Annotated in this window: 16 protein-coding genes; 5 read left to right on the top strand and 11 right to left on the bottom strand. The window is 52.0% G+C overall.

All coding sequences use genetic code 11. The features are described from left to right. Nucleotides 1-129 precede the first annotated feature (129 nt). Nucleotides 130-999 (top strand): endo alpha-1,4 polygalactosaminidase, encoded by an 870-nt coding sequence (locus tag AC5E51_RS03505; protein ID WP_491778135.1) that lies wholly within the window; start codon nt 130-132, stop codon nt 997-999. A 29-nt stretch (nt 1000-1028) separates the two neighbouring features. Here the strand turns inward: AC5E51_RS03505 and AC5E51_RS03500 are convergent, their stop codons facing one another. The 3 genes from AC5E51_RS03500 to AC5E51_RS03490 all read right to left on the bottom strand — a co-directional run bounded on the left by AC5E51_RS03500 (nt 1029) and on the right by AC5E51_RS03490 (nt 4159). Next, the gene (locus AC5E51_RS03500) at nt 1029-2624 is read right to left on the bottom strand and encodes an ABC-F family ATPase (RefSeq protein WP_297534086.1); all 1596 of its coding nucleotides are present in this window, start codon (nt 2622-2624) and stop codon (nt 1029-1031) included. A 139-nt stretch (nt 2625-2763) separates the two neighbouring features. Further along, a complete protein-coding gene (locus AC5E51_RS03495) occupies nt 2764-3843 on the bottom strand; it encodes a CvfB family protein (protein ID WP_491778134.1) in 1080 nt (359 codons plus the stop codon). Between the two features lie 34 nt (nt 3844-3877). After that, on the bottom strand, nt 3878-4159 hold the full coding sequence (locus AC5E51_RS03490) for a peptidylprolyl isomerase (protein ID WP_068435553.1): 282 nt from the start codon (nt 4157-4159) through the stop codon (nt 3878-3880). Between the two features lie 86 nt (nt 4160-4245). Here AC5E51_RS03490 and AC5E51_RS03485 point away from each other — a divergent pair, with 86 nt between their 5' ends. Together AC5E51_RS03485 and AC5E51_RS03480 are read left to right on the top strand one after the other, a co-directional pair. Beyond that, nucleotides 4246-4566 (top strand): DUF3301 domain-containing protein, encoded by a 321-nt coding sequence (locus tag AC5E51_RS03485; RefSeq protein ID WP_297534049.1) that lies wholly within the window; start codon nt 4246-4248, stop codon nt 4564-4566. A 38-nt stretch (nt 4567-4604) separates the two neighbouring features. Next, nucleotides 4605-4838, top strand: coding sequence for a GNAT family N-acetyltransferase (locus AC5E51_RS03480; protein WP_068435737.1), 234 nt, complete (start codon nt 4605-4607; stop codon nt 4836-4838). 188 nt (nt 4839-5026) lie between these two features. On the opposite strand, the gene AC5E51_RS03475 is transcribed toward AC5E51_RS03480, so the two are convergent. Together AC5E51_RS03475 and AC5E51_RS03470 are read right to left on the bottom strand one after the other, a co-directional pair. Further along, nucleotides 5027-5737, bottom strand: a complete 711-nt coding sequence (locus AC5E51_RS03475; protein ID WP_297534052.1) for a glutamine amidotransferase-related protein — start codon at nt 5735-5737, stop codon at nt 5027-5029. 3 nt (nt 5738-5740) lie between these two features. After that, nucleotides 5741-5998 (bottom strand): DUF3820 family protein, encoded by a 258-nt coding sequence (locus tag AC5E51_RS03470; protein ID WP_076515086.1) that lies wholly within the window; start codon nt 5996-5998, stop codon nt 5741-5743. A gap of 249 nt (nt 5999-6247) precedes the next feature. On the opposite strand from AC5E51_RS03470, the gene AC5E51_RS03465 reads away from it, so the two are divergent. Further along, the gene (locus AC5E51_RS03465) at nt 6248-8893 is read left to right on the top strand and encodes a bifunctional diguanylate cyclase/phosphodiesterase (protein WP_297534055.1); all 2646 of its coding nucleotides are present in this window, start codon (nt 6248-6250) and stop codon (nt 8891-8893) included. Between the two features lie 87 nt (nt 8894-8980). Here AC5E51_RS03465 and ppnP read toward each other — a convergent pair whose 3' ends face one another. Further along, nucleotides 8981-9262, bottom strand: coding sequence for a pyrimidine/purine nucleoside phosphorylase (gene ppnP / locus AC5E51_RS03460; protein WP_076515084.1), 282 nt, complete (start codon nt 9260-9262; stop codon nt 8981-8983). A 250-nt stretch (nt 9263-9512) separates the two neighbouring features. Between ppnP and AC5E51_RS03455 the strand changes: the two genes are divergently transcribed. After that, complete coding sequence (locus AC5E51_RS03455) at nt 9513-11393, top strand: DEAD/DEAH box helicase (protein WP_297534059.1); 1881 nt, start codon at nt 9513-9515, stop codon at nt 11391-11393. 152 nt (nt 11394-11545) lie between these two features. On the opposite strand, the gene AC5E51_RS03450 is transcribed toward AC5E51_RS03455, so the two are convergent. The 5 genes from AC5E51_RS03450 to urtE are packed head-to-tail and all read right to left on the bottom strand — an operon-like array spanning nt 11546 to nt 16012. Continuing rightward, nucleotides 11546-11923, bottom strand: coding sequence for a zinc ribbon domain-containing protein (locus tag AC5E51_RS03450; RefSeq protein ID WP_068435725.1), 378 nt, complete (start codon nt 11921-11923; stop codon nt 11546-11548). A gap of 15 nt (nt 11924-11938) precedes the next feature. After that, nucleotides 11939-13168, bottom strand: a complete 1230-nt coding sequence (gene fmdA, locus AC5E51_RS03445) for a formamidase (protein ID WP_076515082.1) — start codon at nt 13166-13168, stop codon at nt 11939-11941. Nucleotides 13169-13178: 10 nt separating this feature from the next. After that, nucleotides 13179-14249 carry an AAA family ATPase gene (locus tag AC5E51_RS03440; RefSeq protein WP_491778133.1) on the bottom strand — a complete coding sequence of 357 codons (1071 nt, stop codon included), beginning with the start codon at nt 14247-14249 and terminating at the stop codon, nt 13179-13181. Between the two features lie 14 nt (nt 14250-14263). Further along, nucleotides 14264-15310, bottom strand: coding sequence for an aliphatic amidase (locus AC5E51_RS03435; protein WP_301378055.1), 1047 nt, complete (start codon nt 15308-15310; stop codon nt 14264-14266). 12 nt (nt 15311-15322) lie between these two features. After that, nucleotides 15323-16012, bottom strand: coding sequence for an urea ABC transporter ATP-binding subunit UrtE (urtE, locus tag AC5E51_RS03430; protein ID WP_297534067.1), 690 nt, complete (start codon nt 16010-16012; stop codon nt 15323-15325).

Raw genomic sequence — 16012 nt, 5'->3', positions numbered from 1 at the left:
GTAGCTCCAATCGTAATCCGGCTCAGCCACATACGAACGACGGGAGCATACCACTCGCTTTACGATGAAAATGAGAATCGGCCCGCATTGTGGCAGATTATCGCATCGTCTGATTAAGAGTAGCTCAATATGAAGTCATCGCTGTATAAAATGATGTTGCGTTCAGTGTTAGTGCTGGCGGCGTCTGCCGTGCTCAGTGCCTGTGGAGGCTCTGATCCTGAGCCGTTACCGCAGGTCGGGGACGATAGCGGCCCGACAGGCCCAGACAGCCCTGTCCCCCGTACTCTGGAGGTGGGCAATAGTTGGCATTGGCAGTTACAGGGAGACCTGAATACGGGCTATGACGTGGATCTGTATGACATTGATTTGTTCGATACAGACACCCAGATCATCGACGACCTGAAGGCTCAGGGGCGGGTGGTGATCTGCTACTTCTCGGCAGGCTCCTGGGAGGACTGGCGCGATGATGCGGATGACTTCGAGCAGGCGGCGCTGGGCAACCCTCTGGACGGCTGGCCAGGCGAGAAGTGGCTGGATGTCAGAGCCTCGTCGCTTGAGGCTGTCATGGAGGCTCGTCTTGATGTCGCGGTAGAGAAAGGCTGTGATGGTGTCGAACCCGATAACGTCGATGGTTATGCCAATGATTCGGGCTTTCCGTTATCAGGCAATGACCAGCTTGCCTACAACCGCTTCCTTGCCTCCGCTGCTCACGAGCGGGGGTTACTGATTGGCCTCAAGAATGATCTCGATCAGATCAGCGAATTAGTCGCTGCGTTTGACTTTGCCGTGAATGAAGAATGTTATGAATATGACGAGTGTGAGCGACTGACACCCTTTATCGAAGCTGGAAAGCCGGTGTTGCATGCGGAATACGCTGAGACACTCGTCAACGATCCCGAAGCGCGAGCACTGTTCTGCGATGAAATGGTCGCGCTTGGCTTTAGCTCAATGGTGCTGCCGCTCGAACTGGACGACAGTTTCCGGTTTGTCTGTGACTGAGCCGTTATGGCTCAGTCACCCACCTGACTTTACTCAATACCCAGAGATTTCAGGTACTCGTCATAGCTGCCGTGGAAGTCGACGATCTCGTTGTCACGGATCTCGATAATACGGGTCGCCAGTGATGATACGAACTCACGGTCATGAGAGACGAAGATCAGGGTGCCTTCGTACATCTCCAGTGCCATGTTCAGAGACTCAATGGATTCCATGTCCATGTGGTTGGTCGGTTCGTCCATCAGTAGAACGTTATGGTCGTTCATCATCAGCTTACCGAAAAGCAGGCGACCCTTCTCACCCCCTGAGCACACTTTGACGGATTTCTTGATGTCGTCCTGGTTGAACAGCAGACGGCCAAGAGTACCGCGCACGGCCTGATCGTCGTGCTTATCGGTTTTCCACTGCTCCATCCAGTCGTACAGGTTGCCGCCCATATCGAATTCGTATTCGTGATCCTGTGCGTAGTAGCCAAGGTCGGCGTTTTCAGCCCACTTAATGGTGCCGGCCGTTGGCGTGACATCGCCGACCAGACACTTGAGGAAGGTCGTCTTACCGGCGCCGTTAGCACCGATCACAGCAATCTTTTCACCGGCTTCAATCAGCAGGTTGGTGTTCTTGAACAGCGGTGCTTCGCCATCGTACGAATGTGCCAGACCTTCGATCTCCAGCGCCAGACGGTGGAGTTTCTTCTCCTGATTGAAGCGGATATATGGGTTCTGACGGCTCGAAGGCTTGATGTCGTCGAGCTTAATTTTTTCCATCTGCTTAGCGCGGCTGGTGGCCTGCTTCGCTTTCGACGCGTTGGCCGAGAAGCGCGATACAAACTGCTGCAGTTCAGCGATCTGAGCTTTCTTCTTGGCGTTTTCTGATTGCAGACGCTCGCGGGCTGCGGTCGAGGCAATCATAAAGTCGTCGTAGTTGCCCGGATAAATCTTGATATCGCCGTAATCAATGTCGGCCATGTGCGTGCACACAGAGTTCAGGAAGTGACGGTCGTGCGAGATGATGATCATGGTGCACTTCATGTCATTGATGATGCCTTCCAGCCAACGAATCGTGTTGATGTCGAGGTTGTTGGTCGGTTCGTCGAGCAGCAGGATGTCCGGGTTTGAGAACAGCGCCTGCGCCAGCAGAACACGCAGTTTCCAGCCTGGGGCGACTTCAGACATCGGGCCCTGATGAAGTTCGGTCTCAATGCCCGCGCCTAACAGAAGCTCACCGGCACGGCTTTCGGCGGTGTAGCCGTCCATTTCTGCGAACTCACCTTCAAGCTCAGCGGCGCGCATGTAGTCGTCTTCGGTGGCTTCCAGATTAGCGTAGATCGCATCGCGCTCTTCTTTGATGGCCCACAACTCTTTGTTGCCCATCATCACGGTGTCGATCACAGTGCATTCTTCAAACGCAAACTGATCCTGATGCAGCTTACCGAGACGCTCGCCCGGTGATACGCTGACGTTGCCCGCGCTTGGCTCCAGTGAACCATCGAGGATCTTCATGAAGGTAGATTTTCCACAACCGTTGGCACCGATGAGGCCGTAGCGGTTGCCATCTCCGAATTTGACAGAGATGTTCTCGAACAGCGGCTTGGCACCGAACTGCATGGTGATATTAGCGGTAGAAATCACAGGCACTTCCTGAATTGCGTAGGCAGATTTTGGGACGTATTCAAAGGCCGCGACTATACGCGTTTTCGCCACAGAAAACGAGTCTGAACCCCCACCACATACACCAGAGTACCTGTCGCGGGGGCCTTAATTGAGTGACTTACTTTTTCAGGCGCAGGGTATTGCCCGAGGTGTTCTTAGGATTGCGGTATACCGTCTTTTTGCGCGGTGCAGATGAGCTGCTGTCATCTTTGCTGTCTTTGGGCTGTTCTTTCCGGGCGGTATGCTTCTCAGGCTTGCGATTGTTTGCCTTCTGGCCTTTGGGCTTGTTCTTTTTAGCATCGGGCTTGCCACCGGCATGTTTGATGGCTTTCTTACGCTCTTCCTCACTGGCGAGTCGGATGCCATTCTCCTCGATTATGATTTCCCGTTCTTTGTAGAGCTTCCCTACGGCCATCTTAAACGCACGCTTGCTGACACCGAAGTGCATTTCGATCAGTTCTGCCGGGCTGTAATCGTTCAGGCCCAGAGTGCCGCCGGAGTCTTTGAGCTTCTGCAGGATGCGCTTTGATAGCGAATCGGCTCTCTGATGGCCAATGGGCTCGAGGCTCAGGTCCAGACGCTGGTCTTCCCGTACCTGACGGATAAAGCCCTCGGTCTTCTGTCCAACGCGGATCGCTTTATGAATCTGGCTGTTGTGAAGCACACCCCAGTAGGTGTTATCGACGATGGCTTTGTAGCCAATATCCGTACGTTGCGCGATCAGTAGCTTGACCTTATCGCCCATCTGATATGGGTCAGCAGCGTCCGGCCAGTTCGCGCTTGCTTCGTCTTTAATAAAGCGATTCAGACGTGTAGTGCCGATTAAACGCCCGGTATTGTCGCTGGTGACGTAGACCACGTACGACTGCCCGGCTTCCATGCGTTGCTTCTGCTCAGCAAAAGGAACGAACAGATCTTTCGGCAGGCCCCAGTCGAGAAACGCTCCGGTACGGTTCACGTCTTTCACCATCAGGCTCGCCGCCTGGTTCAGCTGTACCCGCGGGCGCTGTGTCGTAGCGATCAGACGATCATCGGAATCCAGGTAAATAAATACCTCAAGCGTACTGCCGGTTTCTATGCCCTCGGGCACAAAACGGTTGGGCAGGAGCACGCGCTCGCCGCTGTCATCGCTCAGGTACAGGCCCTGAGGCTGCGTGTCGGCGACCGTCAGAGTGTGAAACAGACCGGGTGTCATCATGGGGTTCTCCGTATTTTGAGGGGCGTCAGCGTCTTCACTGACGGTAAAGTGTTTTGATCAGATGCCAGCCGAATTTGGTTTTCACCGGCCCTTGTACTTTTAACAGGGGGCCTTTGAAGACGGCATCGGCGAAGGGCTTCACCATATCGTTGCGACCGAACTCTCCCAGTGAGCCGCCTTGTTTGCCGGACGGACAGGTGGAGTGTTTACGCGCCAGCTTGTCGAACTCAGCCCCTTTGTTGAGCTGTTTCAGCAAAGATTCGGCTTCCTCACGGGTTTTGACAAGAATATGGCAGGCGCAGGCGCGGTTGGCCATGGTGGAAACCTCCGGAATACTGACGGGTCATACAGGTGTGTTACTCTCAGCGCGGATAGTATCACAGGCCCAGAGGTGAGGTACGGGTGGAATTACTGATCATAGCGGTACTCGCCGGGCTGGCTTTGCTTGGTTGGCCCGCAATTCAGCGGCAACAGGCGGCGCGGGTGCTGGCGCTCAGGTATCTGCGGAAGCAGTGTCAGCAGGAGAATCTGCAGCTGCTCGATGACACTGTGTCGCTGGCACGTATGCGTCTTAAGTTTACTAAGGGGCGACCTGTGCTGGTACGAGGCTACGAATTTGAATTCAGTGTCGACGGCGGTGATCGCTACCCGGGCTCACTGGTACTGGAGGGCTACCGGCCGGTATCTGTGGTGCTGGCGGTGCATTCTGATCCACAGGCCTGATTCGCTGCCATCAACAACTTCATACAAGGAACGAGATAATGGTTAACCACGAATCAGAGAAGTCCCGCTTCGTGATTGAACAGGACGGTAAAGAGTGTGTGCTTGATTACGTACTGAAAGGTGATCAAGTGAATTTTACACACACCTATGTCCCGTTCGCTTTGCGCGGAAAGGGGTTAGCTGAAGAACTTGTTAAAACCGGGCTTCAATGGGCTAATGACAACTCTCTTACTATCAAGGCCAGTTGTTGGTATGTGAAGAAATTTCTGTAAGCATTTACAACCTGTCTGATCTGCACACTCGATAGCCTCATCCATAGTGAATTGTGTGTGCTCAGGTATCAGCAGACCTGGCAGGACGTTCACTGATACTTACGAATTTCTGTCCAGAGAGAACTAAATGCTGAATGCATAAGGACTCGAGAAAATCGTCAGTAAAAATAGAGCCATCGGTACCACGCTTAAGCGCGCGGCAGGTGAATAAATTCAGTCATCCAGCGAGCGATGGTTTTGCTGTCATTCGGTTGTTCCAAAGTATTCATTGCCTGAGTTAAACGCTCATCGCCAACGTCTTCGCGGCGGCGCTCCAGTAACCTTCTGAAGTATTCGGGCGTAAATTCCGGGTGCCCTTGAAAGCTCAGGATCAGATCATTGTTATACCAGGCGGCGTATTGGCAGAAGTCACTACCCGCCAGTCTAAGGGCCCCTTCTGGTAGCGCAGAAACCTGATCTTTATGACTGTAAATCAGTTGATAGGCTGGCTGATCATCATTCAGCCACATGGGACGGTGATCAATCTCTGTCATATGATTACCAACTCCCCAGCCTTTATCACTTAAGCCAGCCTTGCCACCCAGCGCATGAGCGAGTAGTTGGTGGCCAAAGCATATTCCCAGCATGCGTTCTTTACGTGAGTGGGCTTCGCGCACCCATTCCATTAATGGCTGAATCCAGTGGTCGGTGTCGTAAACACCGGTCTTTGAGCCGGTCAGTAGGTAGGCGTCGCATTCCCCCGCTGAGGGTAACTCGCCGTCATGAATCTGATAGAAAGTGAAGTTCAGGTTTGGATCAATGCTGGCGAGAAGTTCAGACAACATGACGCCATAGGACACATAATCGCCGATAAGGTCATCATAGAGAACATCACATTCAAGGATACCGAGAGCGGCCATAGATCAATGGGTCCCTTTTGCTGCTGGTTGTATCAACTTTGCCGGATAAGCTTTTTTGAGAGGGAGAAGGACATCTTCGACCCCATGAATCCGTATCTCGAGCATCATAGCAAGCAAGTCACCCAGACGCCCCTGTGGGAACCCCTTTTTTTGCATCCAGAGCAAGTATTCTTCAGGAATGTCGCAAATGCGTTTTCCCTGATATTTACCGAACGGCATGGTCATCTGAACCAGCTGTAGAAGGTGCTCTTTGGTATACATTATTTGGCCTGTATGGATGGTTGGGGCAATGCAACAACAGTTTTGATTCTAAAAAGTTCCCCAGATTCTTTCAAATTGTTAAAAAGTCAGTTAAACCTCATATTGATAGTCTACACTTTAAGAGATCTACCGGGTGATAGAGTTGTTAGGGCGCTCGGACATTAAGTAGTAAGGCTCGTCTGATATTCATATGACCACGGGTCATCAGGGTGTGCCAGAGACAGTAATATCAGGAGTCAGAGAATTTGTATGGTTGTGCTGACCTCAACAGCTGAAGGGAAATATCAGCCTAGTGAGGGATGGAAACGCGTAGAAGAAGAAAGTCGTCGCGCTGGCGTCACCAATGGTGGACGTTTCGGTGCGGCTGATTTGCGTCTGGAAACCATTCTGGAGAGAACCATGCGGGTATTTATTACTACCCGTGCCGCAACCTTTGCGACTGACGTTGAGGGAGCGCTATTCCAGATGGCCCGAGTCCTCAAGGCCAGGGCGGCTGCACTCTATATCGCGACAGACGGCTCAGGAAAACGTCCCGAGCTGGCCGTTGCTGTGTCACCGAATGATACGGAGCAACTGGCGACGGTTATTCGCGATGGATGGTCTATGGAGGGTGGCAGTATATCTCCACGCTGCTCTTTTGCTGATGATGAAAATGCGGACGAAGAAGCATTACGTCATTATCTCGGAGGCAACCGCCTCTCTACTATTCCCCTGTTAAATGACTATGGCGTGACTGGTTGGTTATTTCTCACGTTCGATGATCCTACACAGCGCCTTTCTCCACGTAAGCTGACTCAGCTGGGAACGTTCGCGCAGTTCTGCCTGCTTATGCAGGAACGCCTGCATGTCATGGAAGTACTCGAAGATCGTGAGCATCTTTTACGTCAGACAGAGCGTCTTGCCAATATTGGTTCCTGGTATGACGACGTTGAAAACGATCAGATCACTATTACTCCCCAAACGGCAGCAATTTTTGAGCAGGATGAAAATCTTGAAGTCGTCAGTCTTTCTCAGTATTTCGAGTACATTCACCCCGAAGATATAGAGCGTGTTGCGCAGACACTCACGGAAAGCATGAACGAGTGTAAGCCGTCGGACATGACCTATCGGATCAGCTTACCGTCCGGAGCAGAGAAAGTTATTCACGGCCGTGCTGAAGTTATTGTTAATGCTGAGGGCCGGGTTGTTGCTCGTGTTGGTTCGGTGCAGGATATTACTGAACAGCAGGCACGGGAGAATCGCCTGCGCCTGGCGATGACGGTGTTCGAGTTTTCAATGGAAGGTGTGGTGATTACCGATGCTGACCAGAAAATTGAAGCGGTTAATCCGGCGTTCAGTACCATTACCGGATATTCTGAACGAGAAGCTCTGGGCAAAGATCTTGGTTTTCTTCGCTCCAGTCGGCACAATCGGGAATTTTACCAGCGTATTAACAGTCAGTTGAATGAACGCGGTTACTGGCGCGGTGAAATCTGGAATACGCGTAAAAACGGCGAAAGTTATCCTCAGTGGCTAACTCTGACATTGGTGCGTGACGAACAGAAACGAGTGACGCATTACGTCGGTGTATTCTCGGATATGTCGCGCATAAAAGAGCACGAACAACAACTCAAACATTTATCAAATTACGACTCTTTAACCAATCTTCCTAATCGCCATTTACTGTTGAGTCGCCTCGAAGGTGCGATCGCTGATGCCACGATTAATCAGCGCAAGGTCGGAGTGATTGCGATCGATCTGGATCACTTTAAGCACATTAATGATAGCCTCGGACATCCCGCGGGCGATCGTTTGTTGCAGGACTTTGCCAAACGTCTGCGCCAAAGGTTGAGAGATTCGGATACCGTTGCACGTCAGGGTGGTGATGATTTTGTTGTCGTGCTGGAAAGTGTGGGTAACGTCTCTCAGATCGAGAACGTTGCCGGTATTATTCTTGAGTTGCTCAAGACACCTTTTGATGTGGGGGTTGGTAAAGATTTTTATATCGGCGCCAGTATAGGTGTCACCATGTTCCCGGATCATGGGGCGGATGTGACTCAGCTGCTCAGTAACGCCGATGTGGCTATGTACGAGGCTAAGAAAGAAGGCCGCAATATGTACAAGGTCTACAGCAACGAAATGACTCAGGTCGTTGCTGACCGTCTTGAACTGGGCAACCGTTTGCGCCAGGCACTCACTACAGAAGATGAGTTGAGATTGTATTATCAGCCTCAGGTAGAGCTCACCGAAGGTCGCGTTGTTGGAGTTGAAGCACTGATCCGCTGGCATACGCCGGACGGCGAAATCATTCCGCCGGGGCGCTTCCTTCCTGTGGCGGAAGAGGGCGGCATGATGCCTGATCTGGACAGCTATGTACTGGGCGTCGCCTGCCGTCAGATTGCCAGTTGGCAAAAGGAAGGTATCGATAAGATTACCGTTGCGGTAAACATCACCCAGCCAACCTTTATGGCCGGTGGCCTTGTGGGGCGTCTGACGGCATTGCTGGAGGAAACCGGCATTGATCCCAGCTGGCTTGAGCTGGAAATTACTGAGGGGGCCTTACTGGAACCGAGTTCTCAGGTGCTGGGTACGATTTCGGGCCTGAAAGCCTTAGGGGTGGCTCTGGCGATTGATGATTTCGGAACTGGCTACTCTTCGTTGTCTTATCTGCATCGTTATCAGGTTGATAAGCTCAAGATCGACCGAGGCTTCGTTCAGAGCGTCGAAATTGAAGATGAAGGAAAAGTCATTACCCGTACCATCATTCAGATGGCGAAAGGCCTGGGTTTACAGGTGCTGGCTGAAGGTGTCGAGACGGAAGGTCAGTTGCACTTCCTGAGGGATAACGGCTGTGAAACCTGCCAGGGGTTCTTCTTCAGTCGCCCGGTGCCGGTAGAAGAACTGAGACTTAACTGATGACGTCTCAGCGTTATCGGGCGGTTGTCTGCCCGATAACGACGCTCAGGTACTTACACCTGTACCCAAGACTTGTACCCGAGCAACTTACTCGTAAGTACAGAAGTAAGCCGTCTGACCTGACAGGCGGACTTTGAACTTCACGTTAGCTTCAATCTCGAAGGATTCACCATTAGTGAAGGTCTGCCACTCTTCGCTGCCTGGGAGCAGAGCGTCCATCTTGCCTGACACGATAGTCATGACTTCTTTCTGGCTGGTGCCGAATTCGTAATCGCCTGGCTCCATAACGCCAACAGTCGCTGGCAGCGTCTCGGTCTGCAGGGCAATCGACATCACCTTGCCGTCGAAATACTCGTTTACTTTTAACATTTTAGATTCTCCTGTGGATCTGGCGGGCGATTATACGCAGGCACTGTCCATAAGCGCAAAATAGACGAGCAAAAGCCCCATCATTTGTGTATACTCCGCCACCCTTTTAAATCAGATCGTCGGGCAACACCGTGTCAGCAGCACCCTGAGGGGTGTTCGGGGTCAACAGATGCCTCATTGAGCATTGCACGGACAGCAGAGAACTGACCGTCAACGGTAAGCCCCTAAGCGATTGTACACAGGTGAAAATATGACCGATTCGAACAGCACAGGCTTTGCGAGCCTGGGCCTGCCATTTCCTGTACTCCGTGTTCTTGAAGAGCTGGGTTACGAAACTCCTTCTGCCATTCAGGCAAACAGTATTCCGCCGTTGCTGGAAGGCAAAGACGTTCTGGGTATGGCCCAGACGGGTACCGGTAAAACCGCAGCATTCGCGTTGCCACTGCTGGTACGAACCAACCCAGACTTCCGCACACCACAGGTGCTGGTACTGGCGCCAACCCGAGAGCTTGCTCAGCAGGTAGCGGAAGCCGCTAAAACCTACAGCAAGCACATGAGTGGCATCAATGTGACCGCAATCTATGGCGGTTCAGACTATGGTAGCCAGCTGCGTGATCTTAAGCGCGGACCACAGTGGGTGGTTGGTACGCCGGGTCGTGTTATGGATCACCTGCGTCGCGGCACGCTGAGTCTGGCTGACATCAAGGCCGTCGTGCTTGATGAAGCCGATGAAATGCTGCGCATGGGCTTTATTGACGACGTAAACTGGATTCTGGAGCAGGCACCGGCGAAACGCCAGGTCGCTCTGTTCTCGGCAACCATGCCAAAAGAAATCCAGCGTGTCGCTGAAACTCACCTGAACGAACCGGTACAGGTGAAGATTGAATCAAAGACAACCACCAATGACCGTATCCGTCAGCGTTACTGGTTTGTAGGTGGTGTACATAAGAACGACGCACTGCTGCGTATCGCCGAAACCGAAGACTTTGATGCCATGATGATTTTCGTGCGCACCAAGCAAGCAACGGAAGAAGTGGCTGACTTTATGGCTGCGAACGGCTTCCGTTGTGCGCCTCTGAACGGCGACATTCCGCAGCAGCAGCGTGAACGCGCTGTTGAAAAGCTGAAAGCAGGCAAGCTCGACATGATTGTGGCGACCGACGTTGCCGCTCGTGGTCTTGACGTTGAACGCATCAGCCACGTTATCAACTACGACATTCCACAGGATACAGAGTCGTACGTTCACCGTATTGGTCGTACTGGCCGTGCCGGTCGTGAAGGTGAAGCGATTGTATTTGTACGTGGTCGTGAAAAGCGCATGCTGCGTGATATTGAAAAAGCCACGCGTCAGCCGATTGAAGAAATGCCGTTGCCAAGCGCAGCCCAGGTGAATGCAAAGCGTCGCGAAGCTTTCCGAGCGCGTATTATTGATGCTCTCAACACTGAGAAAAATGCACTTTACCGCGAGATTATTGAGTCTGTACTGACCGAGCATCCGGTCGATGCACTCGACGTTGCTGCCGCTTGCGCCAGCCTGATTCAGGGTGACAAAGCGCTGTTTATTGATGAAAAAGCCGATCAGAAAATGCAGGAACGCAAAAAACGTGACCGCGATGATCGTGAACCTCGTCAGCAGCGTGAACCTCGCGACAGAGGTGATCGCGGTAGCCGTGGCCGTAAGGCGACACCAGACATTAATCCGCTGCCATTAAAAGGTCAGCCAAATGTCGATATGGTGCGTTACATGGTTGGCGTCGGATACGACGACGGCCTGCGTCCGGGTAATCTGGTTGGTGCGGTAGCCAATGAGGCGGATCTGGAAAGCCGTTATATTGGTCACATCGAGATTCTGGAAAATTACTCTATCGTTGACCTGCCAGCGGGCATGCCACCAGAAACAATGAAAACACTGCGCAATGCGCGCGTGTGTGGCCGTGCACTGGAAATTAAAGAGTTTAAAGGCGAGGCGGGTATTCCTGAGCGTAAGCCGGGTGGTCCTAAGCGCCGTGACGGCGGCTTTAAAGGCAAAGGTTCTAAAGACCGTGATTTTAAAGGCAGCCGCGACTTTAAAGACAAGCCACGTAAGCCTCACCGTAAAGGCGGAAACGCGCCTGCACGTAAAGCCGACTGATAAATCTTTTATCGGTTAAATAAGACGACAGGTTTACTTCGTCGCCTTATCAAAAAGCCCCGGGCAGATGCCCGGGGAAGTCTCAAAACACTGATCGTCTCAGAAACAGCCCCGAAAAAACTGCAAGGTGATTCGAGAGCTGTAATGAGCTGTCAGTGACTGATCATCCATGGCCGCATCGAGGGGAACATCTTGTTGCCTTCCGCGGTATACATCAGATTGCTCCGACGTTTTTTCGCGTTGCAACCACAGTTGCTACCATGCTTGTGGGCATGGCGCTCCTGCTTTTCCTTCTCGCGCGCATGGAATTCACCGGCGGTCATAACCTCGGGTGAGTGACTTGCTTTTTCGTTCGCTTCCATGGCTTCCCGCCGCTCTTTGATCATGCTGGCAATCTCTGGTGGCAACACAATCACCCGCGCAGACATAGTCTGGCATTGCGGGCAGAACGCGGGTTTATCGTGGTGCTCCATCGAAGCCAGTTCCTGGAATACACCGTGTTCAGGACATTTATAGTCATAGAGTGGCATAGTTGAATCCCCTTATTAAAGATCCGGTGCTTTCGGAATATCGATGCTGCCATCGAGGTGTTTCTTAGGCCCTTCGGAATTCGGCTGCACGTCAAACTCGAAGATATCGGTTGGTAACCAAAGCGTCGCACAGGAGTTCGGAATATCAACCACACCACTGATGTGACCCTGTACCGGCGCACAACCAATAATGGCGTAACCCTGAGCTTCGCTGTAACCGAACTGGGTCAGGTAGTTAATGGCGTTATGACAGGCCTGACGATAGGCAATGCTGGTATCCAGGTAGTGCTGCTTACCGTCTTCATCAACAGAAATACCTTCAAAGATCAGGTAATCGTCGTATTTCGGTACCATTTTACTTGGCTTAAAGATTGGGTTTTTAACCTGATATTTCGCCATACCATCTTTGATGATATTAACGCGCATGTGAATCCAACCGGCCATTTCAATCGCGCCACAGAAGGTGATTTCACCGTCACCCTGTGAGAAGTGAAGGTCACCAACAGACAGGCCCGCACCATCAACATAGACAGGGAAATAGACTTTAGAACCGCGTGTCAGGTCTTTAATATCACAGTTACCACCGTGCTCACGAGGAGGCACAGTACGCGCACCTTCGGCTGCTGCTTTCGCTTTTTCATCCCCTGATAGGCGACCCATGTGAGCCGTTTCTGCATAAGGCAGTGTTGCCAGTTCAGGGACGCGTTCTGGATCGGTGTCTACTAAGGCTTTTTCACGGGTATTCCACATATCCAGCATTTTTTTGTCTGGCAGGCAGCCGATCAGACCGGGGTGGAGAATACCGGCAAACTCAACGCCTGGAACGTGACGTGAGCTGGTCATCATGCCGTTGAAGTCCCAGATGGATTTCTGTGCTTCCGGGAAGCGATCGGTCAGGAAGCCACCGCCGTTCTTTTTCGAGAAGAAACCATTAAAGCCCCACTGGTTATCAGGGAAGGCTCCGATGTCCAGAATATCGACTTCAAGCAGGTCACCGGGTTCGGCACCTTCGACTTTAATCGGGCCGGATAAGAAGTGAACCTGGCTCAGGTCAACATCACGGACGTCGGAAGCGTCGTCGTTATTTTCAATCTGACCACCGGTCCAGTCATAACATTCAACAATGAAGTCATCACCGGGTTTTACGGTTGCTACCATCGGAATGTCCGGATGCCAGCGGTTGTGAACCTGGTCATTTTCATAAGCGGATTTACTGAGATCAATTTTAATGATGGTATCAGTCATGGTTTTCTCCTTAGGTAGCCTTGGGGCTTTTCGGGGTAAATTCCGGTTCGGAAGGGAATTCAGAGTGCGTTTCCGCAAGGGAAACCGGGAGCAGAGTGATCTGTCGTTCAGACAGAACGCCCTGCAGGTGTGTATTCATAGTGTCGTTGTGCGCAGTGAGGTGACGAGCCACCTCGGTAATAACCAGGTCGCGGAAACGACGTTCGATGGCGCGGGCACCGTACTTACGGAATCCGGATGTCATGACGATAAAATCACGAGCCGCCGGTTCAAGTTCAATACTGGTGTTGTGGCGTTTCAGTTGAGAATTCAGCGACTGCTCGAGGCCTTTAACCAGACTCGGCATATCCTCCGATGTCAGTGCAGAGAAGTACTCAACAATGCCAATGCGGTTGATAAACTCCGTATTAAAATGGCGTTCCAGTGCGCGCTTATAAAGACCACTGCGATTAACGCCGGGAACGGAGTCCAGCCAGCGTAATGACTCCGCGAGGCGGCTGCCGACATTGCTGGTCATAAACACCAGCGTATTGGTGAAACTGATCGACTTCTGTCCTGACGCCAGCTTCAGGGTGCCGTTGTCGAGGATATTCATCAGACTCAGTACCACCGAGTGGTCTGCTTTTTCTATTTCATCGAACAGGACAATGCCCGGGCGCGAGCTTGTGCCACTGATCAGTTCTTCATTAAGTAAGCTGAGGTTTTCTTTGCTGCCCACATAGCCCGGCGGTGCCCCTGTAATGGCAGCACTGTAGTGGCTCTGTGCGAGAGTATTCATATCGATACGACAGAAAGCATCGCTGCGACCGTGAATCGCCTGCGCAACCTGTCGCACCATTTCGGTTTTACCAACGCCGGTCGCGCCGATAAATAAAGCTGAGAGAAGCGGGCGCCGACGGTCGTTAAGTCCGGCACTGATCACATTCAGTTGCGATTCAAGCCGATCAATCACGGCATCCTGACTACGGATACATGCTTTCAGGTGAGCTGATACTTCAGCCGGCTGAAAAGCGAACCGCGACAGAAGCGGTTGGCTCTGCGATTGTGTCTGTGAACGAATGCGATCAGTGACAAAGACCATCGGCAATCTGGCGATTACTCGCCAGCCTCCATTGAGCGCTCTTCAACGGGCAGAGTACCGACCGGGCAATCTGCTACGCCGACTGTTGTGCGCGTCATGGCTTCGACATCGGCCTGGGCTTTTTCAGCATCGGTTACCCAAGTGCGATAGAACTCGAATGGGCAATCGGCAATGCCTTTGTCACCATCGCCCGAGGCATGAACACCGCTGTATCCACGGTGCAGAAGTTTGAACAAATGATTCTGCGACTGATCGTTTTTACGGGCGTCGCGAATCTGTGACACAGATAATTGGGCATACTGGACACCCATGTCTTCTTCGCCACATTCGCCGAGTGTACGGCCATCGAAGCCGATCAGAGCAGAGTGACCAAAGTAGGAATAGACACCGTCGAAGCCTGTTGCATTGGCGACAGCTACGTAGCAGTTGTTTGCCCATGCCATGGTTTTCGCCATCATGATCTGTTGTTCTTTGGCTGGGTACATGTAGCCCTGACAGCGAACAATCAGCTCTGCGCCTTTCATGGCACAGTCGCGCCAGATCTCCGGATAGTTACCGTCATCACAGATGATCAGACTGATTTTTAACCCTTTAGGACCTTCACTTACATAAGTACGGTCACCGGGATACCAGCCTTCAATCGGGCACCACGGAATGCACTTACGATATTTCTGAACAATTTCGCCTTCGTTATTGATCAGGACTAACGTGTTGTAGGGCGCTTTATTCGGGTGTTCTTCGTGCTGTTCACCTGTCAGTGAAAAGATGCCCCAGGTATCGGCCTCTTTGCAGGCAGCTGCGAAGATGTCCGTTTCATCACCCGGGATAGTGGCAGCAGTGGCATACATTTCCTCTTCGTCGTACATGATTCCCATGGTTGAATATTCCGGGAATACGACCAGATCCATACCGGGCAATCCGACTTTCATGCCCTTGATCATGTCGGCAATTTTGCGGGCGTTGTCGAGGACTTCAGCTTTACTGTGAAGACGTGGCATTTTGTAATTAACGACCGCAACACCAACGGTATCTGGGCTACTGGAAATATCACCGTGACGCATAATGTTCTCCGCTTAAACAGAAAGGTATTTTGAAATGGTTTCCTGGTCGGCTTCTTCGACCGGTACGTCCAGTACAATTTTTCCTTTTTCAATCACCAGAATCCGGTCAGCGACATCCAGTGCAAAACTGAGTACCTGCTCGGAAACCAGAATCGACAAGCCACGCTGTGTGCGTATCTGTTTCAGCGTTTTGGCCATATCTTTAATGATGCTGGGCTGAATTCCCTCGGTAGGTTCATCCAGAATGAGGACATCCGGGTTACTTGCCAGTGCTCGTGCGATCGCAAGCTGTTGTTGCTGACCGCCCGACAGGTTGCCACCGCGGCGATGTTTCATTTCATCCAGCACCGGGAAGATGCTGTAGAGGTCAGATGGAATGTTGCGCTCACCGGTGCTGGTCAGTCCGGTTTCGATGTTTTCTTCTACCGTCATGGTCGAGAAAATCATCCGGCCCTGGGGCACGAAGGCCAGACCAGCACTGACACGCTCGTGACTCTTTAATGGCGACAGTTCTTTGTCCGCCAATTTAACCGTGCCTCCCTTGCTTGGAATCATGCCAATCAGGGATTTCATCAATGTGGTTTTGCCCATGCCATTGCGACCGAGAATGGCGATGATTTCGTTCTCTTTAAGGGTCAGGTTCATACCATCAATGATGGTGCTCTGGCCGTAGGCGACGGAGTAATCGTTTAATTGCAGCAT

The sequence above is a fragment of the Thalassolituus sp. genome, from assembly GCF_984348125.1.
Note: the sequence above shows the minus strand (reverse complement) of the source record. Positions and strands in the feature narration are given on the sequence as shown.